Genomic DNA, 16,701 nt, shown 5'->3' on the forward strand with positions numbered 1-16,701 from the left:
TCAGGGGCGGGTTTCGGTGCTGCGCGGGGAGCGACTTACATCATGCCGCCCATACCGCCCATGCCACCCATGCCGCCCATGTCGGGCATGGCCGGCTTGTCTTCCGGCAGCTCGGCAATCATCGCCTGGGTAGTGATCATCAGGCTGGCAACGGAAGCAGCGGCTTGCAGCGCGCTACGGGTTACCTTGGCCGGATCGAGGATACCCATTTCGATCATGTCGCCGTACTCACCGGTAGCAGCGTTGTAGCCATAGTTGCCTTCGCCGGCACGCACAGCCTGCAGCACGACGGCAGCTTCTTCACCAGCGTTGGTGACGATCTGGCGCAGCGGTGCCTCGATGGCGCGACGCAGCAGCTTGATACCCACGTTCTGGTCTTCGTTGTCACCGGTCAGGTTCTCGAAGGCCACCAGGGTGCGCACCAGGGCCACACCACCGCCAGGTACCACGCCTTCTTCAACGGCGGCACGGGTCGCGTGCAGCGCGTCTTCAACGCGGTGCTTCTTCTCTTTCATTTCCACTTCGGTAGCGGCGCCGACCTTGATTACCGCAACACCGCCAGCCAGCTTGGCCAGACGCTCTTGCAGTTTTTCCTTGTCGTAGTCGGAAGTGGTTTCTTCAACCTGCTTGCGGATCTGGGCAACACGGGCTTCGATATCAGTCTGGGAACCGGCACCATCGATGATGGTGGAGTTGTCCTTGTTGATCTGCACGCGCTTGGCCTGACCCAGGTGCTCCAGACCAGTGGTTTCCAGGCTCATGCCGACTTCTTCGCTGATGACGGTACCACCGGTGAGGATGGAGATGTCTTCCAGCATGGCCTTGCGGCGATCACCAAAGCCCGGCGCCTTGACCGCAGCGACCTTGACGATGCCGCGCATGTTGTTGACTACCAGGGTAGCCAGCGCTTCGCCTTCAACGTCTTCAGCAACGATCATCAGCGGACGACCGGCCTTGGCGACAGCTTCCAGTACCGGTAGCATTTCGCGGATGTTGGAGATCTTCTTGTCAACCAGCAGGATGTACGGGTTGTCCAGCTCGGCGGACATGGTTTCCGGCTTGTTGACGAAGTAGGGAGACAGGTAACCGCGGTCGAACTGCATGCCTTCAACGACGGACAGCTCGTTGTCCAGACCGGAACCTTCCTCAACGGTGATCACGCCTTCCTTGCCAACGCGATCCATGGCTTCGGCAATGATCTTGCCGATGGAGTCGTCGGAGTTGGCGGAGATGGTGCCTACCTGGGCGATGGCCTTGGAGTCGGCACAGGGCTTGGCCAGGTTCTTCAGCTCGGCAACCACAGCCACGGTGGCCTTGTCGATGCCGCGCTTGAGGTCCATCGGGTTCATGCCGGCAGCAACGGCTTTCAGACCTTCGGTAACGATGGCCTGGGCCAGTACGGTCGCGGTGGTAGTACCGTCACCAGCATCGTCGTTGGCGCGGGAGGCAACGTCCTTGACCAGCTGGGCGCCCATGTTCTCGAAGCGGTCTTTCAGTTCGATTTCCTTGGCGACGGAAACGCCGTCCTTGGTGATCAGCGGCGCGCCGAAGCTGCGCTCGATCAGGACGTTGCGGCCCTTCGGACCCAGGGTGGACTTGACGGCATCGGCCAGCACATTGACGCCTTCCAGCATTCTGTTGCGCGCGGCAACGTCGAACAATACTTCTTTAGCAGCCATTTTCACTTTCCTTCAAATGAATTCGTTCAGGGATCGGACTGGTGGGCTTCAGCCTTCCAGGACACCGTAGATTTCGGATTCGCTCATCATCAGCAGTTCTTCGCCATCGATCTTGATGGTGCTGCTGCCGGAGTACGGTCCGAAAACAACCTTGTCGCCTTCTTTGACGGCCAGCGGACGCACTTCACCATTGTCCAGCAGACGCCCGGTACCAACAGCAAGGACTACGCCGGTGTTCGGTTTTTCTGCTGCAGAGCCAGGCAGAACGATACCGCCAGCGGTTTTTGTTTCTTCTTCGCTGCGACGAACGACTACGCGATCGTGTAACGGACGGATTTTCATCGTTGTGAGTCTCCCAAATGAATGTCAAAGGCCGGCTTGCCGGCATTTCAAGTTAATCAGGCCTGGGCCTGAAGGACGTGCCTGAGCTGCGTCCCTATCCAACACAGACTCCCGCAATGGGCGCCTGTAAAACTGGTGCCTTGTTTATGGGGCCCGGCCAATCCATTTCAAGGGGCCGGACGCAAATTTTTCAAGGCCGGTTCAAACGCTGGTCATCGGCTGGCGTGGGCTGTCCCGCTTCCCACTCCCCTTCGATGATGGTGTGTTCACCGCGTCGGTACATGCGTGGTCCGTTCTGGTCATCCGGCCCGGAACCGCCACCGCGGTGCATCAGCGCCATGATCAGACAGGGAATCGCCAGCACATCGCTGACCAACCCCGGAAACGCGATGAGCACTCCGGCCAGTACGCCCCACATGCCCGATTTGAGGACGTTGAACGGGCTACGATTGGTGACCATCTGCTGCTGCAACCGCTGCAGCATGCCCCAGCCGTTGCGCTGAATCAGCATCAGACCGACGACACCGGTAAACAGCACCCACAATAACGTCCAACCCACCCCGACCTCCTGGCCGAGCAGAATCAGGCTCGTCAGTTCGATCAGCGGTAATGCCAACAGCAGTATGCGCAACAAGGGCATGACAACCTCGTGAATGGTGACAAAGTTCCTATATGGGGCTGGCGAGATCAGTTTCAAGCCCGGCCCGCGACCAGCACGGCAACCGCCGACCAGGTCAATGGATGACTGAATTTTCAGAAAGGTATTCATAATGCGCAAGGCTTGTTGCATTCTTGCGGCCGAAACCAACAACTAACCAGAGGATCAATAACATGCAACTGAAAGACAGCGTGATCATCGTGACCGGCGGCGGCCAGGGCCTGGGCCGGGCAATGGCGGAATACCTGGCAGGGCGCGGCGCGCGCCTGGCGCTGGTGGACCTGGACCAGGCTCGCCTGGACGAGGCAGTCAATGCCTGCAAGGCGGCCGGCGGCGATGCCCGCGCCTATGTCTGCAACGTTGCCAATGAAGATCAGGTCAGCGCCATGGTCAATCAGGTGGCGGATGATTTCGGTACCCTCAACGGCCTGATCAACAATGCCGGCATCCTGCGCGACGGCCTGCTGCTCAAGGCCAAGGACGGGCAGATCCAGAAGATGAGCCTGAGCCAGTGGCAGTCGGTGATCGATGTCAACCTGACCGGCGTGTTCCTCGGTACCCGTGAGGTGGCGGCGAAGATGGTGGAGTTGGGTAGCAAGGGCCTGATCATCAACATCTCGTCGATCTCCCGCGCCGGCAACATGGGCCAGTCCAATTATTCCGCCGCCAAGGCGGGCGTGGCCGCGCTGACCGTGGTCTGGGCCAAGGAACTGGCGCGCTACGGCATCCGCGTGGCTGGCATCGCTCCCGGTTTCATCGAGACCGAGATGACCGGCGGCATGAAGCCCGAGGCACTGGAAAAGATGACTGCCGGTATTCCGCTGCGCCGCATGGGCAAGCCGGAAGAAATCGCCCATTCGGCTGCCTATCTGTTCGAGAACGACTACTACAGCGGCCGGATCCTGGAGCTGGATGGCGGTCTGCGGCTCTAATGCAATAACGGCCCGCCACCCGTTGCCTCGGCGTCACCAGTTGACGCCAAGGCCAACCTTGTAGCGGGTCTCGTTGCGACTCTTCTCGTCTGAGCTGCTGGTGTAATCCCACTCGGTCATCAGGCTCAGCGAGGCCCAGCTGTTGAGCAGATAGCGCAATCCCAGCTCCGTATCGACGATGTAGTTCACCTCGTCATCGTTGGGGATCAGGGTTTCCGCGTTGTGCACCAACTGGAAACGCTTGCCGAGCAGATATCGCCGGTAATCCCAGGCCAGACCCAAGCCGTTGTTGCGGGAGTCCGACCCGTCCCGGGCATCCATGCGCAGATGCTCGAAGCGTGCGGAGGTCTCGAAGCGGCCTAGCGCATTGTTCCACCACTCATAACCCGGACCGGAACCCACCTGGATCTGGCGCTTCACCTCGCCCAGATGGTCGCGCTGGTAGCTCACCCTATTCTGCCAGAACCATTTCTCGGCAAAGAACCAGCTCAGGGTATAGTCCGACTCCCAGAAGTGCCGGGTCTTGATGTCGTCCCGGTAATCGCGTTCAAAGTCACCGGTGAAGGCATGCCGCCAGTCACCGTGGCGCGCTTCAGTGGAAACATCGATGTCCAGATCACGTTTCTTCGAATCGGTATTCTCCAGTTCCAGCGACAGGTCCACCCGACCATCCCAGACCCAGTCCTCGATCACCGGCTGCGGCTCCATCATTTGCCGCAGCTGGGCAATCTGCAGCGGCTGAGGTTCGGGCTCGCCGTTGACCAGGAAAATTTCCCCAGCCTGCTCAGATGGTTGAATACGCCGGGCGTGCTGCGTATTGTCGCTGGTCTTGATCAACAGCTGGCGGTCACTTTCCAGCGTGAGGATGCGATTGACATTGACTGCCACCTGGCCGGCAAAATCGGTCTGGATGACCAGCTTGTTGCCCTCCATGACTTCGATACGACCGGTCAGCCGGTCACCGTTATCCAGCCAGAGGGTATCGGCAGACACAGGTAATGCGAACAGCAGGGACAACAACAGCAGATAGCGCGACTTGAACATGAAAACCAGCCTGGACAATCGACAAAGACAAAGAGAGAGGCATTATCCATGAGAGAAGGTTCCCCGGCATCTGCTTCGGCTGCCTCTCCGGATGATCGCAAGCAAATGCTCTGGCAAGTACTCGCCGCCATTCCTCCGGGCCGGGTGACCAGCTACGGGCGGCTGGCACAACTGGCCGACCTGGGCCGTGGCGCACGTCTGGTCGGACGCTGGCTGGGGCAATTGCCGGACGGCACGACCTTGCCCTGGCACCGGGTGCTGAATAGTCAGGGCCAACTCTCATTGCCACCGGACAGCCCCTCCGGGCAGGAACAATATCAGCGGCTGATGGCCGAAGGTGTCATCATTCGCAACCGGCGGGTGAACATGGCCCGTTTCGGCTGGCCGGATGAGAGTACAAGCGACAAGTGATCACACAATGAACGACACCACGACAACCCAGGCACGCGAAGGCTGGAAGGTCTATCTCAAGCCCCGGGTACTGGGCATGCTGTTTCTCGGATTCTCTGCCGGCCTGCCGCTGCTGCTGGTAGGGGGCACCTTCAGCGCCTGGCTGCGCGATCTGGGTATCGAGTTGGCTGCCATCGGCTTTCTCAGCTGGGTCGGCATGGCCCATTCGATCAAGGTGTTGTGGGCACCGCTGATCGACCGTGCGCCGGTCCCCTTGCTCAGCCGCCTGCTCGGCCGGCGCCGGGCCTGGATGCTGCTGGCGCAGTTGGTGATCGCCACCGCGCTGCTGGGTATGGCACTGACCGACCCGCGGGAGCATCTGGGTCTGGTCGCGCTATGGGCGGTACTGGCCGCTTTCGGCTCCGCCACCCAGGATGTGGCCATCGACGCCTACCGGGTCGAAGCCGAGGCCCGCCACCGCCAGGCTGCCATGGCCGCCACCTATGTTACCGGTTACCGGGTGGCCATTCTTGCCGCCGGCGCCGGCGCCCTGCATCTGGCATCCGTCGACAGCTGGACTCTGGCCTACAGCGCCATGGCGTTACTGATGGGCGTGGGTATAGTGACCACGCTGATCATCGCCGAACCGGCGGTCACAGTGACTAGCTCAACCCTGCACTTTGAACAGCGGGTAGCCGATTATCTGGCCCAAACCAGTCATGCTGGCTGGCGCCGTAACCTCACCGCCTGGTTCATCGGCGCCATGGTTTGCCCCTTCGCCGAGTTCTTTCAACGCTACGGCAAGACCGCGCTGCTGATTCTGGCATTCATCGCCACCTTTCGGATTAGTGACATCTTCATGGGCGTGATGGCCAACCCCTTCTATCTGGATCTGGGGTTCAGCAAGGCGCAGATCGCCAATATCGCCGCGGCCTTCGGTTTGGGAATGACATTGCTCGGAGCAGGATTGGGTGGTTTGCTGGTGGCCCGCTTCGGCATTGCGCCGATCCTGCTGTTGACGGCGTTCATGGCGCCGGTCACCAACCTGGCCTTCGCCTGGCTGGCCTTCATCGGCCCGGAAACCTATGGGCTGGTGCTGGCGATCGTGGCCGACAATATCACCGGCGGACTGGCCATTTCGGTGTTTATCGCCTATCTGTCCAGTCTCACCAACACCGCTTATACCGCCACGCAATATGCGCTGTTCAGTTCGCTGATGACCTTGCCCGGGCAGTTTGCGGCAGGCTTCACTGGCGTACTGGCGGCAAATGTGGGATGGGTGAGCTTTTTCATGACCACGGCGCTGACCGGCCTGCCAGCGATCATCCTGGCTGCCATGCTGTTGAAGTTTGCACATCCGGACCGGATGCAGCGGCCCGGAATCGATTGACCCAGCAATGGGCCGCCGCAGCGGCCCATTGCCCCGCCAGCGCGCCCTTAGGCCTGTGGCGCAACCTGATGCATGGTGCGCTGCGGATAAGGTATGGTGATGCCTTCCAGTTCGAAGACTTCCTTGGCCTGCTCCTGCAGCCCCCAGAATACGCCCCAGTAATCATCGGTCTTGGTCCACACCCGCAGGGACAGGTCCACCGAGCTTTCACCCAGCGCCGCCAGCCAGACGGCGGGCTCCGGGTCCTTCAGCACCCGGCTGTCGGCATGTGCCAGTTCCAGCAGCAGCTTGCGCGCGTGCTTGACGTTATCCTGATAGCTGATCCGCAGATCCACGCTCACCCGGCGGGTCGGCTGCCGCGAGAAGTTGGTGATGCTGCCGTTGGACAGGGTGCCGTTGGGCACAACCACCGTCTTGTTGTCGGCAGTCTTGAGAATGGTATGGAAGATCTGGATATTGTCGACCGTCCCCTCCACGCCCTGGGCCTGGATATATTCGCCAACCCGGATCGGACGCAGCACCAGAATCAGGATGCCGCCAGCGAAGTTGGCCAGGCTGCCCTGCAGCGCCAGCCCCACGGCCAGACCGGCGGCACCGATCAGCGCAATGAAGGAAGTGGTCTCGACACCCACCATGCCGGCGACGCTGATCAGCAGCAGTGCCTTAAGGCCGATATTGACCAGGGTACCGATAAAACTATGCAGGGTCGGGTCGACATTACGACGCTGCAGCATGGCCTGCGCCGCGCGGGTAACCCGCCCGACAATCCACCAGCCGACCAGCAGGGTAACCAGCGCCAACAGCAACTGACTGCCATAAGTCACCACCAATGGCAGCCATTGATCCTGAAAACCATCCAGCCCGTTCACTAATTCTTCCATTCTTACCTCTGATCAGTCGCGAAAGTTATTGAATTGCAATGGCATGTCGAGCTCTGCCGCCCGTAACAGTGCCATGGTTTCCTGCAGATCGTCCCGCTTCTTGCCGGTGACCCGCACCTGCTCACCCTGGATAGCCGCCTGAACCTTAACCTTGGATTCCTTGATCTTGGCGACGATCTTCTTCGCCAAGGCCTGGTCGATTCCCTCGCGCAGCACCGCGTCCTGCTTCATCTGCTTACCCGAGGCATAGGCCTCCTTCACCTCCATGCACTGGATGTCGATCTTGCGCTTGGTCAGGCTCAACCGCAGGATATCCAGCAACTGTTCGAGCTGGAATTCCGCATCGGCGGTAATGGTGACCGTGAGTTCCTTTTCCTTGAATTCGAAGCTGCCCTTGCCCTTCAGATCGTAGCGGCGATCCAATTCTTTCATGGCATTATCGACAGCGTTGGTTACCTCATGCTTGTCCAGTTCGGACACCACATCAAAAGACGGCATGGCTTGACCTCAAATAAACCTGATATTTGTGAACGGGGCGGCAGAACATTGCCCTGACATCATGGCATTATACCGACGTCAGTTAAAAAACATGCAGCAGGGAGCTCAGACATGCCCAACCCCCAACTCAGCATCATGGTGGTGGACGATACCAAGTTCAGCAGTGCCGTCATAGGCCACACCTTGTCTCAAGCGGGCTATACGGATATCCGCTTCGCCAGCTCCGCCATGGCCGCCCTGGCCATGCATGAGGAGCGCGCCGCCAGCGTCATGGTGGCCGACTGGCTGATGCCGGAGATGGACGGATTGCAACTGACCACGCGCATTCGCCAACGCGATGAACAGACCAATCACTACACCTACGTCATGCTGTTGACCGCCCGGGAAGGCGACAATGTGCTGGGCGAGGCCTTTGATCGGGGTGTGGATGACTTCATCAGCAAGTCGGCGATGAATGAACAATTGCTACCGCGCATCTATGCGGCCGATCGGATCACCCAACTGATCAATCGGCTGCTCGATGAAAACCGCCTGCTGGCCAGCAACAATGCCCAGCTTGAAGAGCACAATCTGGTCGACAGTCTGACCGCACTGGGCAACCGCCGTTACCTGCTGCAACGGCTGGAGGATGCCTTGCAGCAAGTCGAGTCCCGAGGTGGCTTCTGTTCGCTGCTGGTGCTGGGCATTCAGAACTTCGACGAAATGGGCAGCCGCTTCGGTGAAACAGTACAGCAGGAACTGCTGCGGGGCATCGCCCGGCGCTTGCAGCAACTGGTCCGGCCAATGGATGTGATCTCGCGTATTGGCGCCAACACATTCGCCATCTGCACCGTTGGCGACAGCGCCGATGACTGCAAACCCAACAGTTTCCGCCGCCTGCATGATGGCCTCAACCTCAAGGCGTTCAAGACCAGCGAAGGTTATCTCTCGGTACGTGCCGGCCTATCCGTCAGCACGGTGGACCGCAATGATCAGGGCGCCAACGCCGACACCATGCTGCAGCAGACCGAGCAGCATCTCAGTCAGGCCTACGCCACCAACCTGATCACTGAAGTGCGGATGCCGCAAGTTGTCTGAGCCGCTGCATATTCTCGGCGCAGGTAGCCTCGGCCTGCTGTGGGCAGCGCGTTGCGCCCGCGCCGGCATCGATTGTCGGCTGATCTTGCGCACCCCAGCCGCCCTGCGCGAATGGCTGGACCGTGACAGCGCTCTGCTGCTGGAGCGCCAGGAAACGATAGAGAGCCTGCCGGTCACCGTTGAACTGGCTGACAGCAGCAATGAGCCCATCCGTCATCTGATCATCGCCACCAAAGCCTGGGCTGTCGCCGGCGCACTGGAGAGTATCGCGTCACGGTTGCAGGCTGACAGTCAGCTGGTGCTGCTGCAGAACGGGTTGGGCAGCCAGCAGGCAACCAGCCAGCGTTTCCCCAGCCAGCGAGTGCTGTACGCCAGCACCACCGATGGCGCCTGGAAGCGCGCCGCCAATCATGTGGTCTGGGCCGGTATCGGCCAGACGCTGCTGGGCGACCCGCGACAGCAGCCGGCGCCGGAGTGGCTGGCGCTGCTGAGCCAGGCGGGAATCGACTGGCGCTGGGAGCAGGACATCCTGCCGGTGCTCTGGCTGAAGCTGGCGATCAATTGCGCCATCAATCCGATTACCGCATTGCACGACTGCCCCAACGGCGAGGTGCCCGAGCGGGCCGGGCCGCTGTTCGCCCCGCTGCTGGCCGAGCTGCACACTCTGCTCGGCAGCCAGGGCGTGCAGCTGAGTCTCACAGAACTGACCCAGCGCGTGCACAGCGTCATCCAGACTACCGCCGCCAACAGCTCGTCAATGCGCCAGGACGTGCACGCCGGCCGGCGTACCGAGATCGACTTTATCCTCGGCCACGCCTGCCGCACCGCCCGCAACGCCGAGCTGACCACACCGGTGCTTGATTCACTGCATCAACAACTGCAGGACCACCTGATAAACCTCGGCCTGCCGCCCGCCTGAACGGGGAGCGGGGGCGTCGGGCCTACGGGTCGCACTCGACTCGATGAACGGAGCTGCCTGGTATCAAGATGCTGCCGGCCAGCCTTGGTACGAGCTGGTGCTCGAACCTCCCAGGAGCTCCACTCCTTGAGCCACAGCCCAGACTTCAGCTTCTTGTACCATCAGAATGTTCGGGCTAGGCTGGCGCTCCCTTTTCTGCAGGAGATCGACATGGGCTACCGCTTGAGCAAACTCTATACCCGCACCGGTGATGCCGGCACCACCGGCCTGGCCGATGGCAGCCGCGTAGCCAAGGACAGCCCACGCATTGAGGCCATGGGTGCGGTGGATGAGCTGAACAGCTGTATCGGCGTGTTGCTGGCTGGGCTGACCAGCGAGGCGCTGGCCCCGGTGCAGATCGCCCTGGCACCGGTACAGCATCGCCTGTTCGATGTCGGTGGGGAACTGGCCATACCTGATGCGCTGATCATCAGCGCCGATGACGTTGCCGAGCTGGAGACCCTGATCGACGAATTCAATGCCCAGGTACCGCCGCTGAAAGAGTTCATCCTGCCCGGCGGCTCACTGTTGATCGCCCAGGCTCATCTGGCCCGCAGCGTGTGCCGCCGCGCTGAACGCCGCTATCAGACCCTGGCCGCGCAACAGGCCATCAATCCCCAGGCGCTGGCCTACCTCAACCGGCTGTCCGACCTGCTGTTCGTGTTGGCCCGAAGCGTTGCCCGGCTGGAAAATACCCCCGAGGTGCTATGGCAGCCGAAGCCCAAGCCGGCTGAGTGAAGGCTGTAGCAGGCCATGAATCAGCGCCCGCCTCACACCCGGAAGGCGCTGATGATCTTCTGCAGCTCCGCGACCAGCTCGCCCATCCGGCCACTGGCCTCCTCCGTGCGCCGCGCACCATCTGCGGTGCGTTCGCCGGATTGGTTGATCTGCACGATGTTCTGGTCAATATCGTGGCTTACCGCAGTCTGCTGCTCAGCCGCTGCGGCAATCTGCTGACTCTGGTCAACGATCTGGGTGACCGCCCGCAGAATATTGTCCAGCGCCGACTGGACCTTGATTGACGAATCCACCGCTTCACCAGTCATGCTGTGGCTCATGCCCATCGCCTTCACGGCCGCCCCGACCCCGCCCTGCAGGCGGTCGATCATCTGCTCGATCTCCTGGGTCGACTGCTGGGTACGCTGCGCCAGCGTGCGCACCTCATCGGCCACTACCGCGAAGCCGCGACCCTGCTCGCCGGCCCGAGCCGCTTCGATTGCGGCATTGAGCGCCAGCAGGTTGGTTTGCTCCGCCACGCCCTTGATCACATCCAGCACGCGGCTGATAGAGGCGCTGTCATCGGCCAGGTTATTGATCACCTTCACCGAGTTCTCGATTTCCACGGCCAGCTTCTCGATGCCATCAACCGAGGACTCGACCATACGCCGACCCGTGATTGTCTCGCTGTTGACCTGTTCGGCGTTGGTCACCGCCAAGGCCGCGCTACGCGCCACTTCCTGAGAGGTGGCAGCCATCTCATTCATCGCCGTGGCCACCTGTTCGATCTGGGTCCGCTGGCTCTCCACCGCCTGACTGCTTTCGCTGGAGATGCCGATCACCTGGCGCGATTGATCACCGACCAGCCCCGACGTCTGGCTGACATGGCGGATCAGCCCCTGGATGCGCTCGATGCTGCCGTTGAATTCTCCCGCCAGCTTGCCCAGCTCGTCACGGCTGGACAGGGTTACCCGCGCCGTCATGTCACCGACCGCCACCTTCGCCATGGTGTCAGACAGCGTCTGGATAGTACGTCGGGTCGCCATGTAGAAGCCCAGATACAGCCAGATGATCAGCACCAGGATAACCGCCAGCGCCACCACCAGTATCAGCATCGCCCGGTTGCCATGGCTCAGGCGTTCGGCCAGCCCCTGCTTGAGAAACTGCAGGATTTCGCGGCTGAAGGCGTGGGTGTGGCCCATCTCGGTGCTCATCCGCTGGAAATACCCATCCCAGGTATCGTTATAGGTGGCGGCAAGGATGATCTCGTCTTCGAAGATCGCCTGTGCCCGTTCCAGCGACGCATTGCTGGACTGCGCCGCGGCCCGTAGCGACTCCAGCTCCGGCTGCTGCAAAAAGGACTGCGCCTGGCTGTAGTTGACACCCAGGCGCTGGGTTTCCTCCAACAGGCGGTCCATGTCCCGGCTGGCATCGGAATTCAGGTAGCCCAGGCCCATGGAGTAGGCGCCCGTCGCACGACCGAACCCCAATACCGAGGTGATCTGCGGGGCGTGTTCGACCAGAAGATCGGTCAATTGACGTACGTTGCGCTCATAATCATGAGCCAACCCGCTGTACGCCGCGCTGAAGTTCAGCAGCGTCACCATCCCCACATGGGCCTGGGTCGACATCTGCCCACGGTTGCGCAGCGAGGCGCCATCGATCCTGCGGTATTCGGCCAGCAACTCGTCACGCTTGCCGATCAGCTCAGCCGCGTCGGGGTCGGCTGCGTTCAGTGGCAGGTTCTCCAGGCCGCTGACCAGGCGTTGCAATGCCTCGCTGCTGCGCCGTTCCAGCTCCTCCCCGTGTTCGCCGGCACCCAGATGAAAGGCAATGATATCGAGACCACGCAGATTCTCGGCATCGACCAGCAGCCCGGAAACCCGTTCCAGTAATTCCATGGAATCCAGCGCGTGATGAGAGACTTGTACCCGGTCCCACGCCTGGTTCACCAGCATCCCGCTGACCACAATCAATGGCACGAAACACAGGGCGCTGATCAGACAGAATTTCATCGCATAGCCGAGACGATTCATCAGGGCCATGGCGGGTGCCAGTAGGGTGTTCACATTATTCTCCTTGTCCGATTGCGCTCCAGCTCCGTGCTGCATCACGGCTCCTTGCGTCGGCTCACTTATTTTTTATTGCCAGCCCGCGACACTGGCGGGGCAGCATGTCCCTTCCCTATCGGCACAATGGATTTTTTCTTTAGCGGCAGGTATTCAGCTCAGCATCGACAAGAAGGCAATGATCACGGCCCAGGTGAGCAAGGCGCGGGTCATCAACTGACGGGTCTCGATGAGAATATCGTTCTGCTGCTCCGCGGCCACCAGCTCAACCTTGCTCCCGCTCAACGCCGCCCTGGCGCAGCGGGAGGCCAGTTCGCCACCCGGCAGGTCCCAGTCGCCCGCCAGGTCACGCAGCGTACGCAGGGTGACCTCAAAATGGCCGACCAACGCCAGACTGAGCCCAAGCAGACGGGCTGGTATCCACTCCAGTGCATGGGCAAGCATGGCAGCGGGACGGGCGGCAGGCAGTGTCGGCCGTTGCGCGGCCAACCACAACAGCCGCCAGGCCACCGCACCCAGCGGGCCGAGCAGCAGATACCAGAAGGCCGGCACGAAATAATCTTGCAGCGTCACGGCCACCAGCCGGCCTTGCACCGCCACGGGCAGTGTTTCGGTCTCATCGGCAGGCACCACACCGAGCTGCTGCTCGGCAATCAGCCCCGCCGCAGCGTGGTCACCCCGCTGCCATGCCGCATGGCAGTCTTGGATCATGCGCCCCAGCGGGTCGTGCCGGCCAACGCACAGCAGCAGCAGGGCAACATGCAGAATCAGCGTCAGCAGTCCATAGAACAGGCTCTGTACGCCCCACAGCAGCAGCCCCAGGGGCACCAGCAAAGAGAATATCGCCAGCAGCGCCAGCCAATCGCGCCCGCGGCGGCCTGCCCAGTTCACCCAGGGTGCGAGCACTTCCTTCGGATAACCGATGCGCCAAGGCGTCCAGAGCAGAATCAACGCCACCAACAGCAGTACCAGAAATGTCATGTGCAACCCTCATCCGTCGGTGCGGTATCAGTCAATTGATCAAGATAATGGGGCCAATCGAAGCAGGGACCCGGGTCGGTCTTGCGCCCCGGAGCGATGTGTTCATGGCCGGTAATCCGCGTACGGGTGATGCGGGGAAAAGCCTGCTGCAGGACACGGGTAAGCGCTATCAGGCTGGCGTACTGGGCCTCGGCAAAAGGCTCATCATCGGTGCCTTCCAGCTCGATACCGAGGGAGAAATCGTTGCAGTTTTCGCGGCCATCGAAGCATGATTGACCGGCATGCCAAGCCCGGTCCCTACAGGAAACGAACTGGGTCACGGCGCCGTCGCGCTCGATGAGAAAGTGCGCCGATACCCGCAGCTCGGCGATCTCGGCAAAATAGGGATGAGCCTGACGGTCAAGGGTACCGGAGAAAAACTGTTGGACACAGCCGGTACCGAACTGGCCCGGCGGCAGACTGATGTTGTGGATCACCAGTAGTGAAATGTCGACTCCCTCGGGGCGCGCATTGAAGTGCGCCGATGGACAATGCCGAATCCCCCTGAGCCAACCACTGGCCGTGTCAATCTGCATGAATCCACCCTGACAGCAAAACCACTATGATAGGGGCTGCTGTAGGGCGGGAGTCAATCCCTGCGGGTACGCAGTTGGCGCAGATTGCCGATGACCGACTCCAATGCCCGGTCAAACAGCTGGTCATCGGCGAGCAGGCGGATCTGTTGGCGCTCGTAATGATGCGCCAGCGCTGCGTTGGTGAATTCCGCAACCTTCATGCCGGCCCGGTTGATGAAGATGTACTTGCCGCTGAAGCTGATGATTGCCGCCAGCTTGCACCGCTGAGCAGGCTGCTCAGCGACCGCGGCCAGTTCGAACCAGCTGCCCGCATGCAGGCTTTCCACCCAACTGATGGCAGCGGCGCCCGGCAGATCATCCACCAGCTCAACCTGTTCATCACTGGCGGGCATGGGCAACAACGTCTCATCCACCAGCACTGTCTCGGTCAGCACCGGTATGCCGTCATCCGGCAATGCCTCGGCAGCCGCCTGGTAGGGCGCTGCGGGCTCCTGCACTACTTCGGCGGCCATGGCATCTTCATCCGCCGCGCGCTCCCCCGAAGGCAGTCGAGTTGCCTGGGCGCGGGCTGCACGCTGCAGTACGCTGCCCTGCAACGCTTGCAACTGCGCCATGCTGGGTAGATCTTGCGGATGCTCCTCACCGATCAGGCGCAGACCGTCGCACAGAGCTCGGCAAACGCTGACATTGAACTCCGGACGTTGCGCCAGTTCGGCCGCCGCCGGTGGCTCAACGCTCTGCACCAGCCGCTCGGCGGTATCGACCGCCTCGCGCCAGGCAGTCGAATTACCGCCTTCACGCAGATAAACCATCTGCAAGACCTGACTCCAGGTATCGCGCAGCAGGTCCACGGCGAATACCGGCAAGGTCCGCCCCAGCAACAGCGTATTGAGTACTTGCGCCGTCTGATGGCGCGCCGCATCAACCCGGGCCCGCCCTTCTTCGGCATCCCGGGTACGCTGCTCCAGACGTTCAGCGCGACGTTGTTCGATGCGCACGAAGCCGGCCAGCTCTTCATGCATCTGTTCGAAGAAGGCGGTGTCGGCCTGCTGCTCCCCGAGCAGCCGGTCGACCATGCGTTCCAGCAAACTGTGCAGTTGGTCACGTCGCAGATCATCGTGATCGCTCCAACCCATGGTTGCCCGTGCCAGTTCGTTGAGTAGACGCCGGGCCGGGTGAGAGGCGCGATTGAACAGACTCTTGTCGGCAATGGCAACGCGCAGGATGGGCAACTGCATACGGGCAATCAAGGCTTTCAGCGCCGCCGGCAGTTGCGCATCATCCAGCACGAAGTCGAACAACATCGACACCAGGCTGATGACGTCATCATCCACCCGGTCGAGCTTGCGTACTTCTCCGGTCTGCCGGAGCTGCTCGCTGAGTTGGCGATTGATATGCCCGCGCAGATCGTGGAGCGTCGTGTTGGGTCCGGCATGCTGTCGGTCGGCAAAGCTGTTGAGCATGCCGAGCAGTTCGTCGCTGCGCACCGGTGGCGCCGACGGCGCGCCCAGCGCACTCAGGGCAACATCACCACTGGCATGGCGCCAGCTGCTGATCAGTTCGCTGAACAGGGTCAGCACCTGGGGATCGGCGGCCTCTGAGGTGCCAGCAGTACCAGCAGATGTCCGCCCTGCTGCTGCGGGCCCTCGCGGGCGCATCGGCAGGCCGTCCTGCTTCAGATCAGGGAGAATACCGGCGTTCTTCAATAGCCCGTTCGCATCGAGGTACAGCGAATCAATAGAGTTGAATACGTGCCGCTCGAACATCTTGAGAATGATCAGGCGTACCTTGATATCCAGACCCAGCGGCGCGCAGCTGTCGGAAAACAATTGCACCAGGCAACTGGGAGCCAGCGGATTGTCCGCTCCATCCACCGGGCGCCCAACCAGGCTGCCGAGGCGCAGAGCCAGATGGGCCAGCGGCAACTGATTGCGCGCATTGACCCGGCCTACCATGCCATCCAGGGCGACCGTTTGCTCGAGCTCATCCGGCTGGACCAGGCTGAGGGTATCCACATCGAAGGGTTGGCCATTCTGGGGGGCGCTGGAGCGGCCGCTCTGCAGTGAGGCGAATTGCCGTTCCAAGCCATCACAGCAGCTTTTCTCGATGGCATGGCGCTGCAATCGCAGCAGGCGCATGGCATCGAAAAACAGGCTCTGGTCAGCGTTGCTGCTGGCCCGGTCGGCCTTCTCGAACAGCGTATCGTCAGCATTATCGAAGAGTTCACTCAGGCCGACCCGCAGAAAGGTCAGCGCACGATCCCGCACTGCAGCCAGGGGAGCCGGCAATAGGCCGCCGCGCTCGAACTCGGCTCGTTGCCTGCCAGCGGCAGCAGAGGCAAGTGAAACTACCTTGTAATCCTGGGACATGCCAACTCTCCGGGAATCGTTCCGTCGTTTAAACCCGTCTCTGACGAGTTTCTGGCGTCAAATTACTGCAAGTATACATAATTTAGGCAATCCGGCAGCTTCCGTAACCTTTTTCCTTGCTAGACCTCACAGTTTTGCAAT

The 16,701-nt window shown here is 61.2% G+C and carries 16 protein-coding genes and 1 pseudogene; 6 read left to right on the plus strand and 11 right to left on the minus strand.

The annotated features are described in order from the left end of the window. Positions 1 to 35: 35 nt before the first annotated feature. The 3 genes from groL to DHB74_RS03040 form a co-directional block, all read right to left on the minus strand. The gene (groL, locus tag DHB74_RS03030; RefSeq protein WP_036988528.1) at positions 36 to 1,679 is read right to left on the minus strand and encodes a chaperonin GroEL; all 1,644 of its coding nucleotides are present in this window, start codon (positions 1,677 to 1,679) and stop codon (positions 36 to 38) included. Positions 1,680 to 1,727: 48 nt separating this feature from the next. Then, the gene (locus tag DHB74_RS03035; RefSeq protein ID WP_036988527.1) at positions 1,728 to 2,021 is read right to left on the minus strand and encodes a co-chaperone GroES; all 294 of its coding nucleotides are present in this window, start codon (positions 2,019 to 2,021) and stop codon (positions 1,728 to 1,730) included. Positions 2,022 to 2,211: 190 nt separating this feature from the next. After that, positions 2,212 to 2,661, minus strand: coding sequence for an FxsA family protein (locus DHB74_RS03040; RefSeq protein ID WP_499160768.1), 450 nt, complete (start codon positions 2,659 to 2,661; stop codon positions 2,212 to 2,214). 191 nt (positions 2,662 to 2,852) lie between these two features. Here DHB74_RS03040 and DHB74_RS03045 point away from each other — a divergent pair, with 191 nt between their 5' ends. Then, positions 2,853 to 3,611 carry an SDR family oxidoreductase gene (locus DHB74_RS03045; RefSeq protein ID WP_499160769.1) on the plus strand — a complete coding sequence of 253 codons (759 nt, stop codon included), beginning with the start codon at positions 2,853 to 2,855 and terminating at the stop codon, positions 3,609 to 3,611. A 33-nt stretch (positions 3,612 to 3,644) separates the two neighbouring features. Here DHB74_RS03045 and DHB74_RS03050 read toward each other — a convergent pair whose 3' ends face one another. Next, positions 3,645 to 4,655 (minus strand): DUF481 domain-containing protein, encoded by a 1,011-nt coding sequence (locus tag DHB74_RS03050; protein WP_499160770.1) that lies wholly within the window; start codon positions 4,653 to 4,655, stop codon positions 3,645 to 3,647. Positions 4,656 to 4,760: 105 nt separating this feature from the next. On the opposite strand from DHB74_RS03050, the gene DHB74_RS03055 reads away from it, so the two are divergent. Beyond that, positions 4,761 to 5,066 carry an MGMT family protein gene (locus DHB74_RS03055; protein ID WP_499161021.1) on the plus strand — a complete coding sequence of 102 codons (306 nt, stop codon included), beginning with the start codon at positions 4,761 to 4,763 and terminating at the stop codon, positions 5,064 to 5,066. A 7-nt stretch (positions 5,067 to 5,073) separates the two neighbouring features. Next, positions 5,074 to 6,435, plus strand: coding sequence for an AmpG family muropeptide MFS transporter (locus DHB74_RS03060; RefSeq protein ID WP_499160771.1), 1,362 nt, complete (start codon positions 5,074 to 5,076; stop codon positions 6,433 to 6,435). Positions 6,436 to 6,482: 47 nt separating this feature from the next. Here DHB74_RS03060 and DHB74_RS03065 read toward each other — a convergent pair whose 3' ends face one another. Both DHB74_RS03065 and DHB74_RS03070 read right to left on the minus strand, forming a co-directional pair. Then, positions 6,483 to 7,316, minus strand: coding sequence for a mechanosensitive ion channel family protein (locus DHB74_RS03065; protein WP_036988523.1), 834 nt, complete (start codon positions 7,314 to 7,316; stop codon positions 6,483 to 6,485). 12 nt (positions 7,317 to 7,328) lie between these two features. Then, positions 7,329 to 7,814, minus strand: a complete 486-nt coding sequence (locus tag DHB74_RS03070) for a YajQ family cyclic di-GMP-binding protein (RefSeq protein ID WP_036988521.1) — start codon at positions 7,812 to 7,814, stop codon at positions 7,329 to 7,331. Positions 7,815 to 7,925: 111 nt separating this feature from the next. Between DHB74_RS03070 and DHB74_RS03075 the strand changes: the two genes are divergently transcribed. The 3 genes from DHB74_RS03075 (at position 7,926) to DHB74_RS03085 (ending at position 10,587) form a co-directional block, all read left to right on the plus strand. After that, complete coding sequence (locus tag DHB74_RS03075; protein WP_136868923.1) at positions 7,926 to 8,891, plus strand: GGDEF domain-containing response regulator; 966 nt, start codon at positions 7,926 to 7,928, stop codon at positions 8,889 to 8,891. Next, positions 8,884 to 9,810 (plus strand): 2-dehydropantoate 2-reductase, encoded by a 927-nt coding sequence (locus DHB74_RS03080; protein WP_499160772.1) that lies wholly within the window; start codon positions 8,884 to 8,886, stop codon positions 9,808 to 9,810. Before DHB74_RS03075 ends, DHB74_RS03080 begins: the two co-directional genes overlap by 8 nt. A 210-nt stretch (positions 9,811 to 10,020) precedes the next feature. Further along, complete coding sequence (locus tag DHB74_RS03085) at positions 10,021 to 10,587, plus strand: cob(I)yrinic acid a,c-diamide adenosyltransferase (protein WP_074777867.1); 567 nt, start codon at positions 10,021 to 10,023, stop codon at positions 10,585 to 10,587. 32 nt (positions 10,588 to 10,619) lie between these two features. Here the strand turns inward: DHB74_RS03085 and DHB74_RS03090 are convergent, their stop codons facing one another. From DHB74_RS03090 to DHB74_RS03110, 5 genes and pseudogenes are all read right to left on the minus strand, one after another. After that, positions 10,620 to 11,333: a methyl-accepting chemotaxis protein gene (locus DHB74_RS03090; RefSeq protein ID WP_499161022.1), complete on the minus strand. Its 714-nt coding sequence runs from the start codon at positions 11,331 to 11,333 to the stop codon at positions 10,620 to 10,622. Positions 11,334 to 11,477: 144 nt separating this feature from the next. Then, positions 11,478 to 12,677 (minus strand): annotated as a pseudogene (locus DHB74_RS03095) (HAMP domain-containing protein); the annotation flags it as partial. Positions 12,678 to 12,788: 111 nt separating this feature from the next. Further along, positions 12,789 to 13,616: a regulatory signaling modulator protein AmpE gene (gene ampE, locus DHB74_RS03100; RefSeq protein ID WP_499160773.1), complete on the minus strand. Its 828-nt coding sequence runs from the start codon at positions 13,614 to 13,616 to the stop codon at positions 12,789 to 12,791. Further along, the gene (gene ampD, locus DHB74_RS03105) at positions 13,613 to 14,191 is read right to left on the minus strand and encodes a 1,6-anhydro-N-acetylmuramyl-L-alanine amidase AmpD (protein ID WP_280164610.1); all 579 of its coding nucleotides are present in this window, start codon (positions 14,189 to 14,191) and stop codon (positions 13,613 to 13,615) included. Before ampD ends, ampE begins: the two co-directional genes overlap by 4 nt. A 53-nt stretch (positions 14,192 to 14,244) precedes the next feature. Continuing rightward, positions 14,245 to 16,560, minus strand: coding sequence for a DUF1631 domain-containing protein (locus tag DHB74_RS03110; protein ID WP_499160774.1), 2,316 nt, complete (start codon positions 16,558 to 16,560; stop codon positions 14,245 to 14,247). Between the last annotated feature and the right edge of the window lie 141 nt (positions 16,561 to 16,701).

It is taken from the genome of Pseudomonas sp. G11-1, assembly GCF_024031555.1.
Taxonomy (GTDB): Bacteria; Pseudomonadota; Gammaproteobacteria; order Pseudomonadales; family Pseudomonadaceae; genus Halopseudomonas; species Halopseudomonas bauzanensis.